The sequence below is a fragment of the Aneurinibacillus aneurinilyticus ATCC 12856 genome (assembly GCF_000466385.1).
Classification (GTDB): Bacteria; Bacillota; Bacilli; order Aneurinibacillales; family Aneurinibacillaceae; genus Aneurinibacillus; species Aneurinibacillus aneurinilyticus.
The window spans coordinates 60,660-83,392 of the sequence record NZ_KE952777.1 but is presented as its reverse complement, the minus strand read 5'-3'; the positions used below and the strand labels follow the sequence as shown (position 1 = coordinate 83,392).

The following is a 22,733-nucleotide window of genomic DNA, read 5'->3' as shown; positions in this document are numbered from 1 at the left end:
TATAAAATAGGGAACACGCTGTGTTCCCTATTTGTCTTCTGATATTATTGTTTTTTCGTTTGTGCCATTACTTCTTCAACAAAGTTGTCGGCTTTTTTCTCGATACCTTCTCCTACTTCATAGCGAACAAAGCGAACAACATCCGTATTATTGGCTTTTAGCAAATCTTTAACTTTTTTATCAGAATCTTTTACGAATGTTTGCTCAACAAGGCAAACTTCTTCATAATATTTATTCAGGCGACCTTCCACCATTTTTTGTACAATGTTCTCAGGTTTGCCTTCATTCAATGCTTGCGCAGTTAGAACTTCACGCTCTCTATCAAGCTCGCTTGCATCAACTTCATCACGTTTTACATAAGTCGGTTTCGCAGCGGCAATTTGCATAGCCAAATCTTTTGCCAATTCTTCATTTGTTGTATTAGCAAGCTCAATCAATACGCCAATACGTCCGCCCATGTGCAGGTAATGGCCAAACAGGTTACCATCCGCTTTTTCAAGAATTTCAAAGCGACGGATATTCATGTTTTCACCAATGGTTGAGATTTTCTCATTGAGCACTTCTTGCAATGATGCGCCCTCGCCTTTAAAAGCCTGTCCAAGCGCTTCTTCTACATTTGCCGGACGTTGGCTCAGCAGATGTTCGGAGATTTCTTTTACAAAGCTTTGGAAATTTTCGTTTTTAGCTACAAAGTCTGTTTCAGAGTTCACTTCAACGATAACACCCAGGTTTCCTTGTGTCTCAACAGCAGTAAGACCTTCCGCAGCAACGCGATCTGATTTTTTCGCAGCTTTCGCGATACCTTTTTCACGGAGAATATCAACTGCTTTTTCCATATCTCCATCTGCCTCTTGCAGCGCTTTTTTACAATCCATCATGCCTGCGCCTGTTCTTTCACGCAGTTCTTTTACCATGCTTGCACTAATTGCCATGAGAAAATCCTCCTACATGTTTATTATGTGTAAAATAATAAGCATTTTTATCCTTATTTACTGTAACAAAAGGGCGGGAAAGGTTACACCCTTCACCCACCCTTACAGTACTTGCGGAACTTATACGGTAGCTGCGACCTCTTCACCAGAACCTTGGTTTGCTTCGAGAACCGCATCCGCCATTTTTGCTGTCAGCAATTTAACAGCACGGATGGCATCATCGTTACCTGGAATAACATAGTCAATTTCATCCGGATCGCAGTTTGTATCAACGATACCTACAATCGGAATACCAAGCTTACGAGCTTCCGCAACAGCGATACGCTCTTTGCGTGGATCAATAACGAAAATCGCGTCCGGAAGTTCCTTCATGCTGCTGATACCGCCAAGGAATTTCTCCAGACGATCTTTTTCTTTGCGAAGCAAGATAACTTCTTTTTTCGGAAGAAGTTCGAATGTGCCGTCATTCTCCATTGCATTCAATTGGTGAAGACGAGCTACACGTTTTTGAATGGTTGAGAAGTTTGTCAACGTACCACCCAACCAGCGTTGATTAATGAAGTGCATGCCGCAGCGTTGCGCCTCTTCGGACACAGACTCCTGCGCCTGTTTTTTCGTTCCTACAAACAGGATTTTACCGCCGGAAGCAGCTACTTCGCGAACAAAGTTATACGCTTCCTCTACTTTTTTTACAGTTTTTTGCAAGTCAATAATGTAAATTCCGTTACGTTCGGTGAAGATATAGCGGGACATCTTTGGGTTCCAGCGACGAGTCTGGTGACCAAAGTGCACACCTGCTTCCAGCAATTGTTTCATAGAAATCACTGCCATCTTCAACGACACCTCCTCTAAAATGGTTTTTTGTAAAGCCTCCGCCCTTCGCATCTCCGAATGAGACTTCCGCAGTTCATACGTAAGCACCTTCATCCGAATTGAAGAACGTGTGTATTTTTACACCGTTTGTAAATATACCATAGGTGTAAAAAAAATGCAACAAACAAACATCATTTTTTACTGTATGATTAAAAATTATTCTGCCGGAAGCAACCCTTGCTTTTTTAGCATCTGGATAACCATCTTTACCTCTCCATCTCCTACACCAAGTTTACGGGCAATTTCAAGCGAAGACATCCCTTGTGCATATAGCTGAGGAATATCTTTGTATTCATCTTTGAGGAAATGGGAAAGGAAGGCATCAGAAGACGTTTTCGGTTTGGAAAACTCGCCCACGGAGCCTTGTAACTGTACTATGTTTTCCATTAACTCCTCTTTTTGCTGCATCAGGTCTCCTACCTGCTGCCGCAAGCTGGCTAACTCTTCTTTCACGCCGGTAAGTTCCATATCGGTCATGCGTTTAACTTGAGAAATGGAACGTACCAGCTCGCTGTTCTCTCGTTCAAATGCTGTCATCAGTGTGTGAAATTTATCTTCAACGCCTTCCTCTTGCTCCGTCCGTTTGCCATTGCTGTTCTTCAAAAGACGCAGCGCCAGCAATAGAACAATGATGGTAAGAGCCGAAAGCCAAATGTCTGTCACCATGTACTTTCACCAACTGTTCCACTGTTTGTCATATTATAATGAAATATCCAGGCTATGCCCTTTATACGGATGCAAATTGGACGCTTCCGCTTCAGTGAACGGCGACTTTTTCTGTCGCTGCTTTTTTGGATTTGTCCCCTGTTCACCAGATTGTTCTTTTTCATCCTGGTTAATTTGGCTTTGTGAGCTTTCTTCCGTCTTAGCTATACGGGTTCGGTTTACTTCATCTTTTTCCTGCTGTTCAAGGGCCAATCCCGCTTGTTCCTGCTGGGGTCTTTGCTGTAGTTGCTCCTGTATTTTCCCTATATCCTGCATGCGTGGAATAGCGATTTGCAATTCAAGAGCGCGCAATGTCATATAGACCACCCTTTCCTTTTACTTTACAGCAGAGTTGAAGTGATATGACCATCTTCTCCCATGATGAATGCTGAACGGCTGTGATTTTCCTTAATAAAGCGAATTTCGTTCCCAAATACGAGCTTAATACCGCTATACATTATGTCCCAACATTCAACCCGTACTTTATCCATCCCGCTCAGCTTCTCTTCGATCTCCTGCATCCTTTGTTTTGCCTGCACGTATTTTTTCTCCGCTAATAGCTTAGCATTAGTAAATTTAATCCGCATTGCCCGCTTGTCGGGAGTGAGTTTACCCTGCATTGCTAACTGATCGATAAACCGAAGGCCCTGCTCTGATTTGTGAATGGACTCTGCAAACTCTTTTATTTCTTTTTTAAGGGTATGCATTTCTGTACGAAGTTGCGGATTTGCTCCTACTTCAATATTGGTAGGGGTATTTGTCATATTGCCGATAATTTTAGCTACTACTTTCTCTCCGGCTTGTATCGTTCCCCCAACAATGAGCCCTTTCGTAGCTTTGCAGATGATATCTCTTCCTGCACTAACGGTACTGTGCATAATAACCTGTGAAACAATCACATCGTTTTCGGCTTTCACTGTAGCATTTTGAATAAAACCGGTTTTCACATCCGTACCGGCATGTACGCTCCCCTTAAATTGACCGATAATCCCGCCTCGAATCTCAATCGAGCCTTGCGCTTCTAAAGTTGCACTTTCCACACTGCCTGCAATCTTAATGTCTCCACCCGCTTTAATTGTGAAACCAGGGTGCACGTTGCCATGTATGACAACGTTTCCGATGAAGTCAATATTGCCTACACTGAAATCGACGTCACCTTTTACTTCGAAAACAGACAGCACATTGATTCTTCCTCTTCCTGTAATGGAAAGCTGCCCATCTGTCACAGCATATGCGTTATTCTTCTCTTGATCCAACAATACATTTTTCCCGATTTGGAAGCGTGCTTCTTTGCCCTCTTTCGCCGGTACGCTCTCCCCGCTTACATTCGTTCCCGGCTTTCCCTTAGTGGGAGGAATTTTCTTGGCGAGCAATTGTCCTTTAACCACATTGAGCAATTGAAGGACCTCATAATAGTTGACACTTCCATCTTCCCGTTCCTGTGGCCCTTTTTTTTCAGAAGGCCGTACCGCCAATTCAATACGTCCATCCTGTCCTGATACAGGAGGAATTCCCTTTGCGATTACAAGCGTTTCATTTACAAATAAGTACGGACTAGCCGCCACTTGACGAAGCATTTCTTCATCAATCCCAAATGTTATTCCATTCTCATTTACAAAATGCAAAAGCTCTTCATATGTAAAGAGAATGTCTTCGTCAAGCACCACCTCAATTGTCGCCTGCATTTTATCTTTGGCGATCCGGGTTCTTACTATATCGGCCAGCGTCTTCTTAGGAGCATCCTTCTCTATGTTGTATTCGGATCCCTCCATATGCAACCCTCTTTTCCCATTTTACTCATTTAATAAGTAATCTTTTGCGCGTTGCAACGATCCTCGCATGCGAAAAATCGCTTTGGAATGAAGCTGTGAAATACGCGAGGCTGACAGTCCCATGATTTCAGCGATTTCAGTTAGCGAACATTCCTCATAATAAAATAGTGATACAATGGTTCTTTCTTTCGGAGGAAGGCGTTCAATCGCCTCGGCAAGAATTTGTTTCTGCTGGTCTTTATGTAACGCGTTCTCAGGCCTTTCAGCGTATTCATCCATAATAACCGCCTGGCGGGAGTGCTTCTGGTCTTCATCATCTTGAATAGGCTCATCAAGGGAGAATACAGAAGCAAACGCTACATCCTGCAGCGTTTGATTTAATTCAGCTACTGAAATATTGAGATGTTTGCTTACTTCTTCATCCGTAGCTGCGCGCAAGTTTTGCTGCTCAAGCTGTGTATACGCTTCTTCAATTTTTTTTGCTTTGTCACGAATGGAACGAGGAAGCACATCATTTTCACGCAAGCCATCGATCATCGCGCCCCGAATCCTCCACATTCCATACGTTTCAAATTGAAGGCCCCGGGTATAATCAAATTTTTTCAAGGCATCCAGCAAACCCAGTCTTCCAAAGCTAATTAAATCGTCTTTGTCTACCATATCAGGCAATCCAATTGCCAATCGGTTCGCAACATAATTAACAAGTGGTAAATACTGTTCAATCAGTCCAATTTCAGATTGCCGATCTCCCTCCTCTCGCCAGCGTTTCCATTTCTCTATATCAATTTGCTTTTTTGGTTTCCGCGCCATCGTACGCCCACTCCCTTCTATTCGTTAGAGAATACACGCAGAGCCCGCGCGACTTCTTCCGGGTCGATGTGGTCCTTACCGTCGCGCGCAATATGAGGAAAATCTGAAGGGGTAAATTGCGAAAAATCAGCAGAAGGTGGCTGCTCTCCTTTTTTTTCCCCTTCTTGGCCCTGCCGTTGTGCGGACTCTTCCGGCGTTACCAGGTCAATGTGCTGGCCTTTATCTTCGGAAGCAAGCATATTCTGGTTCTCTCTGCCAATGACTTTGCCTGCTAGAAAGCGAAACATAAACATGAGCGTAAAAAATAGCAAAAATGCAAGTAGAGAGCGCAAAAGGCTCTCTAAAAACAAATTATTTACAAACGAAAATACAAACGTTAGAACACCAATCATCCCTGCAACAATGAGGTTCCATTTAATTGAGCCTATCCACATATTACAATTCCTTTACCCCTTGGTTTACTGTCCGAATATTCAAAATGCCCGTACAGCTGTCTAATTCGATAGTTCGGCCGCAATTTCCTCCTGTATCCTCGGCAAGAATTGGGATACGCGCTTCATTCAATGCTAACTTACATGCTTCTACATTTCGGGGGCCAATCCGCATGGCATCGCTCGCTACAGAAAATGCAAACATTTGCGCTCCACCTGCAAGCTTTGCGATTAGCTTACGCCGATTGGCTCCAGCCCTTTCCATATCTTCAATCAGCTTCGGAATCGCTGTATTGGCATATTTGGCAGTATTCAGCATCCCTTTGCTTAACGAGGAATCCGGGAGCATTACGTGCGCCATTCCTCCTATTTTATTCTGATTGTCAAACAATACAACACCGACGCAGGAGCCCAAGCCTGTCGTTCGGATTCGATCAGGAGATTTTGCGATATTCAGATCCGCCATGCCTACCTTAATGACATTCATTTGAACGGAACTCCCAAAGCCTGGAACAGCTGCAACAAGGCTTCCGGATCAGGAATCAGAAAAAAGTGTCCCGATATCTTCTCGTTTCCTTGAAAAAAGGCGGTATCAATCGTAAGGGCAAAATCTCCACTATGACCAAATTCGAGCAAACCATAAGACAAAATCGCGCCTGCCATGTCAATAGCAACGGCTGGTACTGAAGGCTGCATATTCAGCTTTGTAAAGTCGGCCAATGAAGATAAATAAGAGCCTGTTAGTATGTTCCCTATTTCATTAAGCGCTGATAGTTCCATATCATTAAAAACTTCAGCATCTTGCGCCGTCATCCCTAGTAATTCCTCAAGTAAATTTTTGGCTGAATCTACGGAAATGATGAAAAACATGTTGCCGGGAATATCGCCAAGCATCCGTAAAAACACACAGACAACAAGCGTCTCCGCCCCGCCCACAAAATCAGAAATTTCATCAAATGGAATAATTTTAACTTGAGGAACTTTCATATCAATTTCTTTAGAAATGAGTTTGGAAAGAGCGGTGGCTGCGTTTCCCGCTCCTATATTTCCGACTTCCCTCAGGACATCAAGCTGAAAATCATCAAAGTGTTCGAACTTCATTGGCTATGCCTCAATATTTTCTAGCTGTTTAATTTCATCCGTATTTAATACTTTATTAAGATTGAGAAGAATAAGCAGACGGCGATCCAGCTTCGCAACCCCCCGCAGATAGACGGCTTCAATTCCTCCTACGACTTCCGGTGGCGGCTCAATTGCGTTTATCGGAATATCGATAACATCATTTGCTGAATCAACGATTAATCCAACCTCAATCTCACCTATAGCGACAATGATTACCCTTGTCGTTTCGTTATATGTAGCTTCCTCAATGCCAAAACGGCGGCGCAAATCCACAATAGGAGTTACGATGCCGCGCATATTAATAACCCCTTTAATAAATTGTGGCGTGCGCGGAACACGGGTAATATGTTCGAGCCGTTCAATTGATTTTACCTGGTTGACTTCTACGCCGTATTCTTCATCCTTTAAACGAAACACAATCACCTTAATTTCTTCTACGATATCCTTATGATCTAACACGGCTGTTGCCTCCTTTATTTAATTAACGCATTACAATCTATAATAAGTGCAACCTGACCATCCCCAAGAATCGTAGCCCCTGAAATTGCAAACACATTTGTCAGATACTTGCCAAGTGATTTCAACACGATTTCTTGCTGGCCAATAAAGGAATCTACAACAAGTCCCGCCATTTTATCACCCTTGCGGACAATAACAACGGAAATATCATTATCTTTATGCTCTATGCTATCCGGAATATTAAAAATTGATTTCAAAGAAACGAGCGGTACAATACGTCCTCGGAAATCGATAACATCTTGCTGATGCGCATGCATGATATCATCAGGCGAGAATACAGCCGTTTCGATAATAGAACTGAGAGGCACCGCGAATTTCTCATCTTCTACCTGTACTAACATGGCTGAAATAATCGATAAGGTCAGCGGAAGCTGAATAAGAAAAGTTGTGCCTGCTCCAGGGTTGGAGTCGACGCTGCATGAGCCGCCGAGCGATTCAATTTTTGTCTTCACTACGTCAAGACCGACGCCACGACCGGATACGTCAGAGATTTGATCCGCAGTACTTAAACCTGAAGCAAACAGCAATTCATAGATTTGCTTATCCGACAAAGAACTTGCCGTTTGTTCTGTTAAAATTCCGCGTTCCAACGCTTTCTTAAGCACCTTTTCACGGTTAATCCCTTTACCATCATCACGCACTTCAATAAATACATGATTTCCGCTGTGGTATGCTTTTAACTGTACCAGGCCTTCTTCTGGTTTTCCGGCTGCCCGGCGCTCCTCTGCAGATTCCACTCCATGGTCTAACGAATTGCGCAGTAAGTGGACAAGCGGATCTCCGATTTCATCGATGACCGTCCTATCCAGTTCTGTATCCGCCCCGACAATTTCAAGATTGATCTTCTTGTTCAAATCTTTCGCCAAATCACGTACCATGCGTGGGAAGCGATTAAATACCTGCTCTACAGGTACCATGCGCATCGTCAAGATGATATTCTGTAAATCTCCACTGATGCGGCTCATGTGCTCAACCGTCTCCATTAGAGCGCTCTGGCCGGATTCGCGGGCTAATTGTTCCAGACGGCCCCGATCGATGACCAATTCGCTGAACAGATTCATTAGTACATCAAGACGTTCAATATCAACACGAATCGTTTTACTGGTCGTGCTTTTCTTGGCAACCGGTGCCTTTGCAGCGGTTTTTTCCTCTTTAGTGCCTTTCGCTGCTGGCTGCTTTGTCGGTGCAACTGAAGCTGCTGGCTGCTTCTCCTCCTGCTGTTGCACGGAAGCTGTGTGCTGGGCATTCGGCTGAATCTCCCGCACCTCCACTGCTTCGATTTCCGAAACGTTCATAACTGTTTTTTCTATTTTATCTTCCGTCTCTTTACTAATCAGAACGATTTCAAATGACTTTTCAAATTTTTCTTCTTCCAATTCTTCTACAGAAGGAGTCGTTTTAATAATTTCACCAAGCGATTCAAGATTATCGTATACCATATAGGCCCGTGCGGCTTTTAACACGCAATCATCTTTTACGGATGTTTTTATCCAATAGGCATGGTACCCGGATTCAATGGATTGCTCAATGACTGTAAATTCATACTCATCAAGCTGGTACGGTCTCATATCTTCCGCTGTTTCTGCTATAGCTGTTGCCGCTGTTTCCTTCCCTGAAGCAGATTCGGGCTGTGATACGTCTTCCTGACGAATGGAGACAGGCAGCTCACCTTTAAGAATCGCCTTTAGCGCAGCTACGATATGAGAGACATCCTCTTTGCCATCACCGCCACCTGCAATGGAATATAGCATCGTTTCCAATACGTCTACACATTTAAAAATAACATCCATAATATCGGTATCGATAACCAGCTTATGGTTACGTGCCTGATCCAGCACATTCTCCATCTCATGGGTAAGCGCCGCCATGTCCTCAAACCCCATTGTGGCTGCCATTCCTTTTAAAGTGTGGGCGGAGCGAAAGATTTCATTAATTAAATTTACATTCTCAGGATCATTTTCAAGCACGAGCAAATGATCGTTGATGGCCTGTATATGCTCTTTCGACTCCTCGATAAACATATCTAAATATTGATTCATTTCCATAAATCATCCACCTCCCTAGCAATTTAAGCACCGCATAAGCTGGACAGAGATTTCGTGAAGCGGTGCTATGATGTCTACTGTTCCAGCTTGAATGGCAGCCCTTGGCATACCGAATACGACACATGTAGATTCGTCTTCCGCAATGACGGAGCGAACCCCTGTCTCTTTTAGCTTTTTTAGGCCTGCCGTTCCGTCGTTTCCCATTCCGGTCATGATAATGGCATACTTGGAATGATGACGAATATGCGTAATAGATTCGAAAAGCGTATCAACGGACGGCCGATGTCCTCCTCTAGGCTGTGCCTGATTTAGTGATATGTACATCTCTCCATCTGTCCGCTGCTTTACCTCCATATGGTAGTTTCCCGGAGCGATATATGCATGCCCTTCTTGCAGCACTTGATTATCTTCCGCTTCGCTTACTTCAATCTCGCACAGCGAGTTCAGACGCTGGGCCAACGATTTGGTAAACCCGGGTGGCATATGCTGCACAATAACCAAGCTGCCCTTAAAATTTTGCGGAATTCCCTTAAGAAGGACCTGAAGTGCTTTAGGCCCACCTGTAGAAGTCCCGACCGCTATCAAATTTTCTATCTTTCCTTTTCGCAATAATCGGTCTGACCTCTCTCCCGCCTGTATTTCATTCGTTGCTTTTTTTCCTGCTACCGTATAAGACAGAGGGCTCTTGTCAGCACCAATCCAATTGCTGTGAATACTTTTTATTTTTTCTTCGATTTGAAGAAGACGGGACACTTTTATATGGGCAGCTGCTTTCACCTTCTGTACAATTTCTGTACCTATGGTCGGAAGATCAAGTGAAATCGCTCCAGAAGGCTTGGGAATAAAATCAACAGCACCCATCTCAAGTGCGAGAATCGTTTCATTCGCCCCTTGCTTCGTTAGGCTGCTCAACATGACGACCGGAAGGGGAGCTTCTTTCATAATGGTTGCCAATGCCTCCAACCCATTCATAACAGGCATTTCTACATCCAGTGTTACAACATCGGGCGACCATTTTTTTATGAGTCCCATTGCTTCCGAACCATTTCTGCCTTTGGCTACCACTTGAATGCCAGGGTCTTGTTCAAGCAAATCGCCTATTACCTTTCTCATAAATGCCGAATCATCAATGACTACTACCCGAATAGGCTGCATTTTGCTATTCCCCTTCCCACTTTATTTCCAAAACGTACGCAAACGTGAAAGAAAACCTTTAATTCCAACACTCTCTTCCATCTTCCCTTGTAAAAGATATACGCTGACTAAATTTTTCAAGTTATGTGCTGCTTTGCTCGCAGGATAAGCGAGACAAAAAGGATGCTGCTTTTTTACCGCTTTTGACACATGAACATCGTCATGCACGAACCCAAGCAGATTCATGTCCAAATTTAGAAACTTATGGGCAACAAGCAGCAACTTTTCACCGGTAACTCTCCCTTCCTTTTCATTTGTTACACGATTTACTACTACGTTAATTTGGATATCAGGCTTTTGATTGTGCGCCATTTTAACTAATGCATATGCATCCGTTAACGAAGTAGGCTCAGGGGTTGTGACTAGTATGATTTCATTAGCTGAAAGGAGAAAACGAAGCATGTCTTTGGACATACCAGCTCCGGTGTCTAAGATAATTGTATCAGCATATCCTTGCAATTGGGCCAGCTGTTCGAAAAAATAATGTAGCTTTACTTCATCTAGTTCAAAAATCTGTGACAGACCGGAGCCTCCTGCTACAAATTCTAGGTCATTAGGCCCCTTTTCAATAATATCCCAGATTGCAAGTCTCTTGTCTATGAGATCAACAATATTTTTTTTAGCAGAAATGCCCATCAGCACATCAATGTTCGCAAAACCAACATCCAAATCAAACAATACAACACGATGCCCTTTTTGTTGTAAGCACAATGCAAAGTTCAATGAAAAATTCGATTTGCCTACCCCGCCTTTTCCGCTTGTCACGGCGATGACTCTTGTTCTGCCAGCATCTTCATCCGAACGATTATTGCCTACTGGCAGTTTCCCGAGCTTTTCTCTTAGACGCTGCGCTTGATCGTTCATTCGCGAATCTCTCCCAAAATCAGCTCTGCCACTGTTTCCGGATTAGCTGGTTCAATATCATCAGGTACATTTTGCCCTGTTGTAATATACGAAAGCGCAAGTTTATATTTAATGATCAGATTAAAAATAGAACCATATGTACTTGTTTCATCCGTTTTCGTAAAAATTACTTTGTCAATACGGACACCTTTAAAGCTTTCTATAATCGCTTCCAGATCTTCCTGCTTTGCAGTCAGGCTTAACACGAGAAACGTCTCATTCGGTAATGGAGAACGGAGCAATCTATTAATCTCCTCCACATACTCTTTGTTACGGTAGTTTCTCCCGGCAGTATCCATGAAGATCATATCGCACCCTGTGAGTCGTTCCAGCGTAGGTACAAGCTCTTCTGCGGAATAAACGATTTTCAGTGGAACATTTAAAATGTTAGCGTACGTTTTTAACTGTTCTACAGCGGCAATCCGATACGTATCTGATGTTATCATGCCGACTTTTTTCTGCCTTGCCAGTGTACTTTCCGCCGCCAGCTTAGCAAGTGTGGTTGTCTTTCCAACCCCCGTCGGTCCAATGAAGGTTACAAGTGACATATCCGGTTGCAGGGGACCATGCTTTCCGGAAGCTTCCCTTAGCATAGTCACTATTATTTCCTTTGCTTTTTGCCTAACCTTCTCGTCGTCCTGCATCTCTTCTGGGGATAGTTCTTTCAGCATTCTTTCGAATAGGGATGCGAGAACGTCTTCTTCTATTCCCTGACTTTGCAGACGTTTACGCAATGGAATAAACGCTTCAGGCAATGACGTATTTTTATCATCTGCCATCATAAGCTTCCACAGCATCCCCCGCATTTCTTCCAATTCTTTTGAAACAGAGCCACTCTCTACTTTCTCTTCTCGCTGCGCGGACCCTGTTTGCAGTGCAACTGTCTGCAAAACATTGGAAAATGTAGGTGCAGGCTGTGTAGAAGGTGCGACAAATGAAGCGGGGGACTGCGGTATGTTTTTTACAGTTTCCTTCTCTTTGGATTCATTCGGATCAATAGCGGCAATGACTTCAATTTTCTTTTTACAGAACATGCCTAAAAACCCACCAGTCTTGATGGGCTTTGTATTTAAAATAATGGCATCCTTCCCCAAATCGGTTCGAATCTGTTGAAGGGCATCTGACATGGAATCGACGATATACTTTTTTACACGCATTAGATGCTCACCACCCCTACGCTTTGAATTTCAATTTCAGGCTCCAATTCGTTATAGGACAATACAGGGATTTCCGGCATCATTCTCTCGACCAACTGGCGCATATACATACGAATGGCCGGTGAAGTTAAAATAATCGGCTGTTGTCCCATCTGTAGCATGCGATTGACTTGTTCAGAAAGCGCGGCGAAAATCCGCTGTGACGTATCAGGGTCAATGGCCATATAATTGCCCTGCTCTGTCTGTTGAATCGAGTCGGAAATTGTTTTTTCAAGGCTTGGTCCCGCTGTAATTACCTGCAGCGGCTCACCTGGCGCCACAAACTGCAGCGTAATCTGTCTTGATAGCGATTGGCGTACATATTCGGCCAGCAAATCTGTATCCTTCGTATAAGGGCCATAGTCCGCTAGCGTTTCCAGGATAGTAGGGAGATTTCGAACCGAAATTTTCTCCCGCAGCAATTTTTGCAGTACTTTTTGTATATCCCCGACACTTAATACATTTGGTACTAATTCTTCTACTAATGCAGGAGAGGTTTCACGAACATTATCGATAAGCGACTTGGTTTCCTGACGGTTGAGCAGTTCATGCGCATACCGTTTAATAATCTCGGTCAAATGGGTCGCTACAACGGAAGGCGGATCCACTACCGTGTATCCTGCCATTTCTGCCCGTTCTTTTACTTCTTCCGTCACCCAGAGAGCCGGAAGACCAAAGGCAGGCTCTACCGTATCGATCCCGACAACGGATTCGTCATCTATGCCTGGACTCATCGCCAGATAGTGATCAAGCATAATCTCGCCTTGTGCCACCTGATTGCCTTTTATCTTAATCACATATTCATTCGGACGCAGTTGAATGTTATCACGAATCCGAATAACCGGTACAACAATACCAAGCTCGATTGCACACTGACGGCGAATCATAATGACCCGATCAAGAAGATCGCCTCCCTGGTTTGCGTCTGCCAATGGAATGAGCCCGTAGCCGAATTCAAACTCGATTGGATCAATGTGTAACAGACTGACTACGCTTTCCGGGCTACGAACTTCCTCCATCTCCGCTTCTTCAGGGGAAGTTTCAAGTTCAACTTCTTTCGTTCTCATTGTTCGCTGTAATTTAAATCCTCCAAAAGCAAGCACTCCGGCAACCGGAAAAGTAGAAAGAGGGCCGATTGGCGTAAAGATTCCCATCAAAGCAATAGTACCCGCCACAACATAGAAAAGACGAGGATATGCCATCATTTGTTTAACAAGATCATCACCGATGTTATCTTCAGAAGCGGAGCGGGTAACAATAAGTCCTGTTGCCGTAGACAATAGGAGCGCTGGCACTTGGCTCACGAGTCCGTCACCTACAGACAATAACGTAAACGTTTTGGCCGCTTCCGCGAAGTCCATCCCATGAACAACCATTCCGATAATAAGACCGCCAATAATATTAATAATAAAAATAACAATACCCGCAATGGCGTCACCTTTTACAAACTTGGTTGCACCATCCATGGCGCCAAAAAACTCGGACTCCTGACTGATTTTCTTCCGGCGCTGCTGTGCTTCCGCGTCGGAAATGGCACCTGCGTTCAAATCAGCATCAATTGCCATCTGTTTCCCCGGCATGGCATCAAGCGCAAACCGGGCAGCCACCTCAGCCACACGCTCCGAACCTTTTGTAATAACCAAAAAGTTGATCAAAGTCAAAATCAAGAAAACAACAAAGCCAACAATCGCATTGCCGCCAATTACAAACGAACCGAATGATTCAATAACTTTTCCCGCTTCTCCATGTGACAGAATGTTCCTCGTTGATGATACATTCAACGCCAGGCGAAACAGCGTCGTAATCAAAAGCAACGACGGAAAAATCGAGAACTGCGAAGGATCATTTGTATTCATCGCTACCAGCAAAATAGTAAGTGACAGCGATATATTAATAATCAAAAGAACGTCAAGAAGGGGATTGGGCATGGGAATGACAAGCATGACAACAATACAAATTACAAATCCCATAATAACTAGATCTTTACGATTCATTTGTTTTCCCCCCTTCATACTCAGCGATTAAATTTTTCCTTTTAATTTATAAACATACGCTAGCACTTCAGCTACCGCCTGAAACAAATCTTCTGGAATTTGCTGGTTAATTTCAACCTGTGCAAACAGCATACGTGCCAGCGGTTTATTCTCTACCGTAATAATCTCATTTTCATGAGCAATTTCTTTAATCTTTAACGCAATAAAATCCTGACCTTTTGCAATAACCATAGGTGCTTGCATCGTTTCACCGTCATATTTGACGGCAATCGCAAAGTGCGTCGGGTTGGTAATGACCACATCCGCATTTGGTACTTCCTGCATCATGCGATGCATCGCCATTTCGCGCTGCTTCTGCTTGATTTTCCCTTTAATTTGCGGATCGCCTTCCATCATCTTGTACTCATCCTTAATATCCTGCTTGGACATGCGCAGCTGTTTCTCATGCTGGAAACGCTGATACATATAATCAAAAATAGCGATTATAACGAGCAGAATGGCGACAGTAAAACCCATTTGCAGCGTCAATTTTCCTATGACAATCAGCATATCCCCGATAGATTTCGTCGCGAGCGTCAGCAAGTCATCTTTTCCGTTCCATAATATCAGCCATACCGCTGTCCCGATAAACGTCACCTTAAGGATAGATTTAACAAGATTAACGAGCGCCTGCAAGGAAAAAATTTTTTTCGCGCCTTTAATTGGGTCAAGTCTATCAAGTTTAAATACGAGGGGCTTCGTAGTAAATAGAAGACCAAACTGAATATAGTTGGCAAAAAAACCAACAACGACAGCAATCAAAAAAATAGGCCATATGAGCATAGCCGCTTGATATGCCATCTCTATCATTAACGTTTCCGTCGTTTCTTCTGTCAGTTCCATTAATAAGTGACGATTAAAAAACGATTGAAAAAACTGGTAAAGGCGCTCACCCATATTTTTGCCCATAAAAAGTAAAAACAAAAAGATGACCAAAAGGATAAGTGCCGCAGCCACTTCCTGACTTTTTGCCACTTGCCCATCTTCTCTTGCCTTCTGCCTTTTTCGTGGCGTTGCTTTTTCCGTTTTTTCTCCGGCAAAAAATTGCAAATCAACGTGAAAACGCACGCGATTCATGGCACTGCCCCCATTATTTCTATCATGCGCTCCATTGAGGTGAACAGCACCTCAAGCAGACGGCTCATAACAAAAAAGTACCCTGGAAATACAATCATAAGAACAAGAAAGCCGGCAAGAATTTTAGCTGGCATACCGACAACAAAAATATTCATCTGCGGCACCGTTTTAGCTACAATTCCAAGGGCAATATCTATTACAAATAACGAACTGACCAGCGGCGCTGCAAGCAGCATACCGGACATAAACATATAAGAAAACTTCTCTATAATAAAGGAACTCAGTTGTCCGTTCCCAATCCCGTTCAGCCAGCGGTCAAGCGGTACAACCTGATAGCTTGCCAGTATTCCTTTGATTAATAAATGATGACCGTTCGCCGATAAAATGAATAGCATGGTGAGCATGTATTTAAAATTCCCCATAAGCGGGGTCTGCGCACCCGTAATCGGATCAAACACGGCGGCCATCGCCAAGCCAAGCATCATATCGATAAATGAGCCTGCTACTTGAATTGCCGCCAAAAACAATGTAGCAAGAAAGCCAAGCAGCAATCCGATAAGCACTTCCTTTATCGCCAAGTATACGTAGTTCCAGTCGAGTGCAACCACACTGTCCGCCTTCAACAAAGGAAATGCGATAAAAGCGATGAAAAAGGACAGGCCAATCTTAAATGGCGCCGGAATATTTCGTATCGAAAAAATAGGCGCAGATACAAAAAAAGCAGTGATTCGAATAAACACAAGCAAGAAAGCCGGCAAGATCTCCAGTAACTGTGTCATGCGATTATCCTATAAATTTATAAAGATTGCTTAAAATATTAGAAGTAAACTCTAGCATATGGCTAAGCATCCAGGGGCCAAAAATAACGAGCGCCAAAAGCGTAGCAACGATTTTCGGTACAAACGCAAGCGTCGCTTCCTGAATGGATGTTGTAGCCTGAAAAATACTCACAATCAACCCGGCAATTAGTGCAATACCAACCAGTGGCGCGCTTGTTAGCAGTACGACGAATACGGCTTGCTGTGCAAGCGAAATGATAAATTCCTGCGACACCCCTTCTCACCTCATTGAAAGCTTAGTAACAGCGACTTAACGACAAGATACCAGCCGTCTACCAGAATGAATAGCAAAATTTTAAACGGAAGGGAAATCATAACAGGCGGCAGCATCATCATTCCCATCGCCATCAGTACGCTTGCCACAACCATATCGATAACGAGAAAGGGAATAAAAATCATGAATCCGATTTGCAACGCGGTTTTTAATTCGCTAATCGCATACGCCGGTACAAGAGCGGTAAGCGGAATATCCTTTACCGTTTTCGGTTTCGGCGCCTTCGAATATTCAAGAAACAGGTTCAAGTCTTTTCCTCTCGTGTGCTTAACCATAAAATTTTTAAACGGCAATACGGCTTTCTCCACAGCCTGCTCCTGTGTAATCTGCTTTTTAAAGTACGGCTGCAACGCCTGGCTGTTCACCTCGGAGAACGTTGGTGCCATAATAAAAAAAGTTAAAAACAAAGCTAATCCTATCAGCACTTGAGTAGGTGGCGCCTGCTGCGTAGATAAGGCTGTCCGCGTAAAAGAAAGCACGATGACGATGCGTGCGAAACACGTCATCATAATTAAAATGGAAGGCGCCAGCGACAAAACGGTAAACAAAAGCAGGAGCTGCAATGTAAGCGAAACATCCTCCGGTTTGTTCGATGTGCCTATATTAATATCCAAGCCTGGTATCGGCACCTGCGCAGCGAAGCTTTGTCCAGGCAGAAGCACCGATGAGCACAAGAGCACACCCAGTAGTATATATAACCGTTTCATTTCTCGTCTTCCTTCTCTCCGTCCGTAAACAGTTCTTTCTCCATGCTTTGTCGTCGTTTGCGCGCTTCTTCCATTTTCATTTGAAAAGCGGCAGTCAAGTCTTCTTCCTTGCCTGGTTTCTCCTTTTTCATGAGGCGGCTTATCCACTCTCCAAACGATAAGGGAGTCATGCCAAAAGACTCGGATTTCGCTTCCAACGTATCAAGCAATTCGCCGACTTCTTCCGCAGAATCAATACAGCGCAACAATGTAATATTCTCCCCGACTCCGACAATATAGAGCGCAGAACCAATTTGAACAATCTGCAGCGATTTTTGCGGACCTAATGAACAGCCGCCTAATGTACGAATACCCGTTCTACCAAAAAAAGTTTGTGAACGTCTGCCTACAAAACGCAGCAAAAAATAAATAATCGCTACAATCAAAGCGAGAGCAAATACCGTCTGCAGTAACAGCGGCAACATGGACGGCGTTTGCGACGCTAGTTCAACTTCCTTAGATGGTAACTCGCTCGGAGCAGGTACACTAGCCATCGCCAATTTGGCATGCTGGCTCACTAGCAAAAATGAAGCAAAAACGCCAATCGTTCGGATGTTTCCTTTTCTCATTGCAAAAACCCTTTCCCTTGAACTGCTCCCTGTCCGATAGCGTTCTTCGTGCTTCTCCTTTAGCCAAGCGTCTTCTTAATGGCTTCAATAACACGGTCCGCTTGAAACGGTTTTACAATAAAATCTTTCGCACCTGCCTGAATGGCGTCAATGACCATTGCCTGCTGTCCCATTGCCGAACACATAATGACTTTGGCAGACGGATTTATTTTTTTGATTTCTTTTAAAGCGGTAATTCCGTCCATCTCAGGCATCGTAATATCCATCGTTACCAGATCCGGGGTCAGCTCCTGATATTTTTCGATAGCCTGTGCTCCATCACTCGCTTCCCCTACCACATCATAGCCATTTTTTGAAAGGATTTCTTTAATCATCATTCTCATGAACGCTGCGTCATCTACGATAAGTACTCTGTTGCTCATCTGATTTCCCCCTTAATTGATAGCTTTTTACTGTAGTTTCTGAATCCGATCCCATTGGCTAAGAATATCGGTAACACGAACACCGAAATTCTCATCAATAACAACAACTTCACCTTTGGCAATCAGCTTGTTATTAACAAGTATATCAACCGGCTCTCCGGCTAATTTATCTAATTCAAGAATGGACCCAGGCGACAAATCAAGAATATCCTTGATTTGTTTTTTCGTACGGCCTAATTCTACTGTTACCTTAAGCGGAATGTCTAAAAGCATCCCCAAATTTTGTGGATTCCCCTGTGGTACAGCGTTCGCATCAAACGCAGAGAATTGAACCGGCTGTACGTTGGTTGGCGGCTGATGTTCATTATAAACCGGTTGCTGTGGCGCTTGATAAGGCTGCTGATACATTGGCTGTTGTGGATATCCCGGATATCCCGGCGGCTGTTGATACATCGGCTGCTGCGGATATGGCGGCATACCTCCCGGATATCCTGGCGGCTGTTGATACATCGGCTGCTGCGGATATGGTGACTCCGTTCCCTGTCCAGATGGTACAGCACTATTCTCCGCAGCCGTATAGGCAGGCTCAGGCATAGCATTTGTCTGCGGAGTTGCCTCAGGTGCTGCAGCAGGTTCCTCTTCTGTCATACTTCCAAGAAGACTAGCTACAAGAGAACGCGCAAACGGTATAGGAATAAGCTGCATAATATTCGAATCAATTAAACTTCCAACTTTCAAACGAAATGATACTTTTACTAAAATATCATCTTGCGGAATATTCTCAACACCCTGTCCCTGCTTCAAGTCCATCATATCGATGCCAGGTGGAGAAATATTTACTAGCTTATTGAAAATAGTAGACATAGATGTAGCCGCCGAACCCATCATCTGGTTCATCGCTTCCTGTACAGCACTCAGATGAATTTCTGATAAGTCATCTGGAGGCGCACTACCGTCTCCTCCCATCATCAAGTCCGCAATAATCTGCGCATCTTCCTTCCGTATTACGAGCAGATTGATGCCCTGAAACCCTTCTGTATATTCTACATGCACCGCTACATACGGGTGTGGAAACTGGTCTTGTACTTCTTCACGACGGATAACCCCCACCTTTGGCGTTGTAATATCCGTCACTTGTCCAAGCAAGCTGGACAGAGCGGTTGCGGCGCTGCCAAACGTTATATTTCCAATCTCGCCGAGCGCATCCTGCTCCAGCGGAGAAAGATACTCATCGATAGTAGGATTACTTTTGCTACTTTCCTCATCCAAGTCATCCTCTAAGTCATTTTGTCGCAGCAATGCATCAATTTCTTCCTGCGATAACATCTCCTTACTCATCCTCTTCCACCTCTTCCTCCAATACGTGTTCAATCGATATAGCTGCTCGACCTCTTGATGTACCTGGACGTGCAAGATATTTCGTTTTCTGCCCGACCCGTACCTTTACCATATCCTCTGAACGCTGATCCAACTGAATGACATCGCCTACAGCTAAGTGCAAAAATTCGCCTACGGAAATAACGGAAGTGCCAAGCTCTGCAATCAACGGAAGCTTCGCTGTGCGAACCCTCTCCTCGATAATTTGCATTTCACGCTCATTGCGCACTTTTTTCTGTGTGGACAGCCAATAATGAGCGGACAATTTTACCATCAGCGGCTCAAGCACAACATGCGGAAGACACAGATTAATCATTCCCGTCGTTTCGCCGATTTTCGTGCTGAACGAGATAACCGCAACGGTTTCATTCGGAGAAACAATCTGCATAAATTGCGGGTTTACTTCCAGCAGATCCAATTCCGGCTCAATTTCGATAACAGTCTTCCACGCTTCTGCAAAATTGTATAATGCCCGGCTAAAAATTCGTTCCATGATGGTCGTTTCGATTTCGGTAAGAGAACCGATTTTATTCGGAGCTACCCCCTGGCCGCCCAGCAAACGTTCAAGCATCGCATAGGCAATGTTCGGATTGATTTCCATTACCATTCTGCCTTCCAGCGGTTCAGCTTCAAAAATGTTAAGAATGGTCATTTTCGGAATGGAACGGATAAACTCTTCGTAAGGAAGCTGATCAACAGATGCAACACTTATTTGGACAAATGTACGCAACTGAGCCGAAAAGTACGTTGTCAGCAATCTGGCATAATTCTCATGGATGCGGGTTAACGTACGAATCTGGTCCTTGGAAAAGCGCAGTGCACGCTTGAAATCGTACGACTTTACTTTTCTCTCCATCTCTTCTTTCTTCAGTTCTTCCGCGTTCATCTCGCCAGAGGAAATTGCGTCCAGCAAGGCGTCTATTTCCGCCTGTGATAATACCTCTGTCATAAGTGTCACCCCCTTATCCTGGACTTTGCAATAAATATATATGCTATATTTTATATGTCGACGATTTTATGTGTGGTAATGACATCGACTATTTTTCCTTTTTCGAGCAATTTATTTAGCTCCGTTTTTATTGCAGCTTCTACTTTTTCCATCCCCTTTGGCCCTTGAACTTCTTCCGGCTTCATAGCAGATAGAGTTTTAATAACAGTATGTATGACTTGTGGCTTGCGTAGCTCAAGCTCCTTCTTTACCTTCTCATTCTCCGCCTGGATAGCGAATTTGGCCAGAATTAAATCTCCGGTCAGCAAATTCGTGCGGATTTCATCCGTTTCTACCGTTACTTTCTCGAGCTCCTCAGCGCTTACCTTTCTTTCAACCTGTTGGCCGTTGACAGCAACAGGATCGGCAGGCTTTAAATACGACTGCCATATGACGAATATAACAACGCCGATTAAAGTAATAGCCATAAGAAGAATAAGTACAATATTCACCAATCGGTTTTTAAACATCCTCCACCCCTCCGTTTTTTATCTCTCTATCTTGCATCGCGGAAATTTTTACCGCGTTGATTTCTTTGTAAAATTCCTTGAGAGCGGAAAGCACCTCGGCAATTGATTCCTTGATGACAAATTTCTTTCCGTTGACAAGCGTGATCATAGTGTCAGGAGTGGCTTCAAGACTCTCGATAAGCAGGGCGTTCACCACGTATTCTTTTCCGTTTAAGCGAGTCAGGCGAACCATTTATATCCCTCCATTTAAGAAAAACTTGCGGGCATTGCCGCTCGGTCTTTTTCTCCCGTCGTGCCACACGCTCCACAGAGAAAAAGCAACGTTTGGCACATGCTCCACAAGCTTTTCAAGTTATGCGTTCGGAAGAAAGTAGGGGAGGAGCAATTCCTCCCCTTCTATACCTTTTTAATATATCAATATGCTTTTGTGGCAGGAGGTAGGAAAGGAAAGAGAAAATCAAAATTTGGAAAAAACATGTCCATTATTTTCTCCTTTTTCCTATTTATTTTCTTATGTTCAATCATCTTGCAGATGTCAACATACCAAGTGTAATTGATATAACTCTAGCGTTTCAGATTTACCAGTTCTTCAAGAATCGAATCAGATGTCGTGATGATGCGAGAGTTTGCCTGGAAGCCACGCTGTGCGACAATCATTTCGGTAAATTCCTCAGACAGGTCAACGTTGGACATTTCAAGCGAGCTACCTCGAAGAAGACCAAATGCCCCTGAGTTTGGTTTTCCAACGGTCGGGGTCCCGGCAGCTGGTGAATTATATTTATACGTATTCATCCCCTTTTTCTCCAGCCCATCTGGATTTGCTACCATGGCCAAGCCGATGATAGGACCATCTTCTACTACCTTCCCATCCTTGTCTGTATAAGTAATTTTTCCATCTACTCCGATTGAGTACTCTTTGTTATCTGTAGGTATCTTGATTGGTTTACTATCACTACCAAGCACGAACATTCCATTAGCAGTGACCAGATTTCCTTTATTATCAAAATGGAAATTACCATCACGAGTTAAAAATGATTCTCCTGAGGCATCCTGTACTATAAAATAGCCATTTCCTTCAATCCCCACATCAGACGGCTTGGTCGTCATCTGTAGGTTTCCTCCCTTGTGGATCGTATCAATGGTTGCAATAGTTGATCCAAGGCCCACTTGCTTAGCATTCGTTCCGCCGGCCTTATCTTGCGCAGCACTTCCTCCCGACATCGTCTGACTGAAAATATCCTGAAACGTCACCCGGCTTTTCTTGAAGCCAGTCGTGTTTACATTAGCAATATTGTTACCAATCACATCTAATTTCGTCTGAAAGCCTCGCAAACCGCCAATACCTGAATACATGGAACGTAACATTTCATTTTCCCCCTTATTTTGCGTACCGCGTCAATCGGTCGGCGGCACAGAGCCTCCTCAGTAAGGTCCGG

General features: G+C 43.9%; 26 protein-coding genes. All 26 read right to left on the bottom strand.

What is annotated here, in order from left to right; genetic code table 11:
- Positions 1-44 precede the first annotated feature (44 nt).
- A complete protein-coding gene (gene tsf / locus HMPREF0083_RS11480; RefSeq protein WP_021621526.1) occupies positions 45-932 on the bottom strand; it encodes a translation elongation factor Ts in 888 nt (295 codons plus the stop codon).
- A gap of 120 nt (positions 933-1,052) precedes the next feature.
- Positions 1,053-1,763, bottom strand: a complete 711-nt coding sequence (gene rpsB, locus HMPREF0083_RS11475) for a 30S ribosomal protein S2 (RefSeq protein ID WP_040302429.1) — start codon at positions 1,761-1,763, stop codon at positions 1,053-1,055.
- Between the two features lie 198 nt (positions 1,764-1,961).
- Entirely contained in the window at positions 1,962-2,471 is a 510-nt protein-coding gene (locus HMPREF0083_RS11470; protein ID WP_021621524.1) for a DUF6115 domain-containing protein, read from the bottom strand.
- A 33-nt stretch (positions 2,472-2,504) separates the two neighbouring features.
- The gene (locus HMPREF0083_RS11465; RefSeq protein WP_021621523.1) at positions 2,505-2,828 is read right to left on the bottom strand and encodes a hypothetical protein; all 324 of its coding nucleotides are present in this window, start codon (positions 2,826-2,828) and stop codon (positions 2,505-2,507) included.
- A 23-nt stretch (positions 2,829-2,851) separates the two neighbouring features.
- Positions 2,852-4,282, bottom strand: coding sequence for a DUF342 domain-containing protein (locus HMPREF0083_RS11460; protein WP_021621522.1), 1,431 nt, complete (start codon positions 4,280-4,282; stop codon positions 2,852-2,854).
- Between the two features lie 21 nt (positions 4,283-4,303).
- Positions 4,304-5,092 carry a FliA/WhiG family RNA polymerase sigma factor gene (locus HMPREF0083_RS11455; RefSeq protein WP_021621521.1) on the bottom strand — a complete coding sequence of 263 codons (789 nt, stop codon included), beginning with the start codon at positions 5,090-5,092 and terminating at the stop codon, positions 4,304-4,306.
- Between the two features lie 17 nt (positions 5,093-5,109).
- Entirely contained in the window at positions 5,110-5,526 is a 417-nt protein-coding gene (locus tag HMPREF0083_RS26380) for a hypothetical protein (RefSeq protein ID WP_021621520.1), read from the bottom strand.
- 1 nt (position 5,527) lies between these two features.
- Positions 5,528-6,010: a chemotaxis protein CheD gene (locus tag HMPREF0083_RS11445; RefSeq protein ID WP_021621519.1), complete on the bottom strand. Its 483-nt coding sequence runs from the start codon at positions 6,008-6,010 to the stop codon at positions 5,528-5,530.
- Positions 6,007-6,624, bottom strand: coding sequence for a chemotaxis protein CheC (locus HMPREF0083_RS11440; protein WP_021621518.1), 618 nt, complete (start codon positions 6,622-6,624; stop codon positions 6,007-6,009). Before HMPREF0083_RS11440 ends, HMPREF0083_RS11445 begins: the two co-directional genes overlap by 4 nt.
- 3 nt (positions 6,625-6,627) lie before the next feature.
- Complete coding sequence (locus HMPREF0083_RS11435; protein WP_021621517.1) at positions 6,628-7,104, bottom strand: chemotaxis protein CheW; 477 nt, start codon at positions 7,102-7,104, stop codon at positions 6,628-6,630.
- Positions 7,105-7,118: 14 nt separating this feature from the next.
- Entirely contained in the window at positions 7,119-9,209 is a 2,091-nt protein-coding gene (locus tag HMPREF0083_RS11430) for a chemotaxis protein CheA (protein ID WP_021621516.1), read from the bottom strand.
- A gap of 15 nt (positions 9,210-9,224) precedes the next feature.
- The gene (locus tag HMPREF0083_RS11425) at positions 9,225-10,364 is read right to left on the bottom strand and encodes a protein-glutamate methylesterase/protein-glutamine glutaminase (protein WP_021621515.1); all 1,140 of its coding nucleotides are present in this window, start codon (positions 10,362-10,364) and stop codon (positions 9,225-9,227) included.
- 21 nt (positions 10,365-10,385) lie between these two features.
- On the bottom strand, positions 10,386-11,267 hold the full coding sequence (locus HMPREF0083_RS11420) for a MinD/ParA family protein (RefSeq protein WP_021621514.1): 882 nt from the start codon (positions 11,265-11,267) through the stop codon (positions 10,386-10,388).
- Positions 11,264-12,463, bottom strand: a complete 1,200-nt coding sequence (gene flhF, locus HMPREF0083_RS11415) for a flagellar biosynthesis GTPase FlhF (RefSeq protein WP_021621513.1) — start codon at positions 12,461-12,463, stop codon at positions 11,264-11,266. The genes HMPREF0083_RS11420 and flhF overlap by 4 nt, the downstream gene beginning before the upstream one ends.
- Entirely contained in the window at positions 12,463-14,496 is a 2,034-nt protein-coding gene (flhA, locus tag HMPREF0083_RS11410; protein WP_040302428.1) for a flagellar biosynthesis protein FlhA, read from the bottom strand. The genes flhF and flhA overlap by 1 nt, the downstream gene beginning before the upstream one ends.
- Before the next feature lie 27 nt (positions 14,497-14,523).
- Positions 14,524-15,612, bottom strand: a complete 1,089-nt coding sequence (gene flhB, locus HMPREF0083_RS11405; protein ID WP_021621511.1) for a flagellar biosynthesis protein FlhB — start codon at positions 15,610-15,612, stop codon at positions 14,524-14,526.
- On the bottom strand, positions 15,609-16,391 hold the full coding sequence (fliR, locus tag HMPREF0083_RS11400) for a flagellar biosynthetic protein FliR (RefSeq protein ID WP_021621510.1): 783 nt from the start codon (positions 16,389-16,391) through the stop codon (positions 15,609-15,611). The genes flhB and fliR overlap by 4 nt, the downstream gene beginning before the upstream one ends.
- 4 nt (positions 16,392-16,395) lie before the next feature.
- Positions 16,396-16,665, bottom strand: a complete 270-nt coding sequence (fliQ, locus tag HMPREF0083_RS11395) for a flagellar biosynthesis protein FliQ (protein ID WP_021621509.1) — start codon at positions 16,663-16,665, stop codon at positions 16,396-16,398.
- 11 nt (positions 16,666-16,676) lie between these two features.
- Positions 16,677-17,432 (bottom strand): flagellar type III secretion system pore protein FliP, encoded by a 756-nt coding sequence (gene fliP, locus HMPREF0083_RS11390; RefSeq protein ID WP_021621508.1) that lies wholly within the window; start codon positions 17,430-17,432, stop codon positions 16,677-16,679.
- Positions 17,429-18,040: a flagellar biosynthetic protein FliO gene (locus tag HMPREF0083_RS11385; protein WP_021621507.1), complete on the bottom strand. Its 612-nt coding sequence runs from the start codon at positions 18,038-18,040 to the stop codon at positions 17,429-17,431. The genes fliP and HMPREF0083_RS11385 overlap by 4 nt, the downstream gene beginning before the upstream one ends.
- Positions 18,041-18,099: 59 nt before the next feature.
- On the bottom strand, positions 18,100-18,462 hold the full coding sequence (locus HMPREF0083_RS11380; protein WP_021621506.1) for a response regulator: 363 nt from the start codon (positions 18,460-18,462) through the stop codon (positions 18,100-18,102).
- 27 nt (positions 18,463-18,489) lie between these two features.
- Positions 18,490-19,800, bottom strand: a complete 1,311-nt coding sequence (gene fliY / locus HMPREF0083_RS11375) for a flagellar motor switch phosphatase FliY (RefSeq protein WP_021621505.1) — start codon at positions 19,798-19,800, stop codon at positions 18,490-18,492.
- Positions 19,793-20,788: a flagellar motor switch protein FliM gene (gene fliM / locus HMPREF0083_RS11370; protein WP_021621504.1), complete on the bottom strand. Its 996-nt coding sequence runs from the start codon at positions 20,786-20,788 to the stop codon at positions 19,793-19,795. The genes fliY and fliM overlap by 8 nt, the downstream gene beginning before the upstream one ends.
- Positions 20,789-20,838: 50 nt before the next feature.
- Positions 20,839-21,297 (bottom strand): flagellar basal body-associated FliL family protein, encoded by a 459-nt coding sequence (locus HMPREF0083_RS11365; protein WP_021621503.1) that lies wholly within the window; start codon positions 21,295-21,297, stop codon positions 20,839-20,841.
- On the bottom strand, positions 21,290-21,529 hold the full coding sequence (locus HMPREF0083_RS11360) for a flagellar FlbD family protein (RefSeq protein WP_021621502.1): 240 nt from the start codon (positions 21,527-21,529) through the stop codon (positions 21,290-21,292). The genes HMPREF0083_RS11365 and HMPREF0083_RS11360 overlap by 8 nt, the downstream gene beginning before the upstream one ends.
- A gap of 332 nt (positions 21,530-21,861) precedes the next feature.
- A complete protein-coding gene (flgG, locus tag HMPREF0083_RS11355; RefSeq protein WP_040302427.1) occupies positions 21,862-22,662 on the bottom strand; it encodes a flagellar basal body rod protein FlgG in 801 nt (266 codons plus the stop codon).
- Positions 22,663-22,733 lie beyond the last annotated feature (71 nt).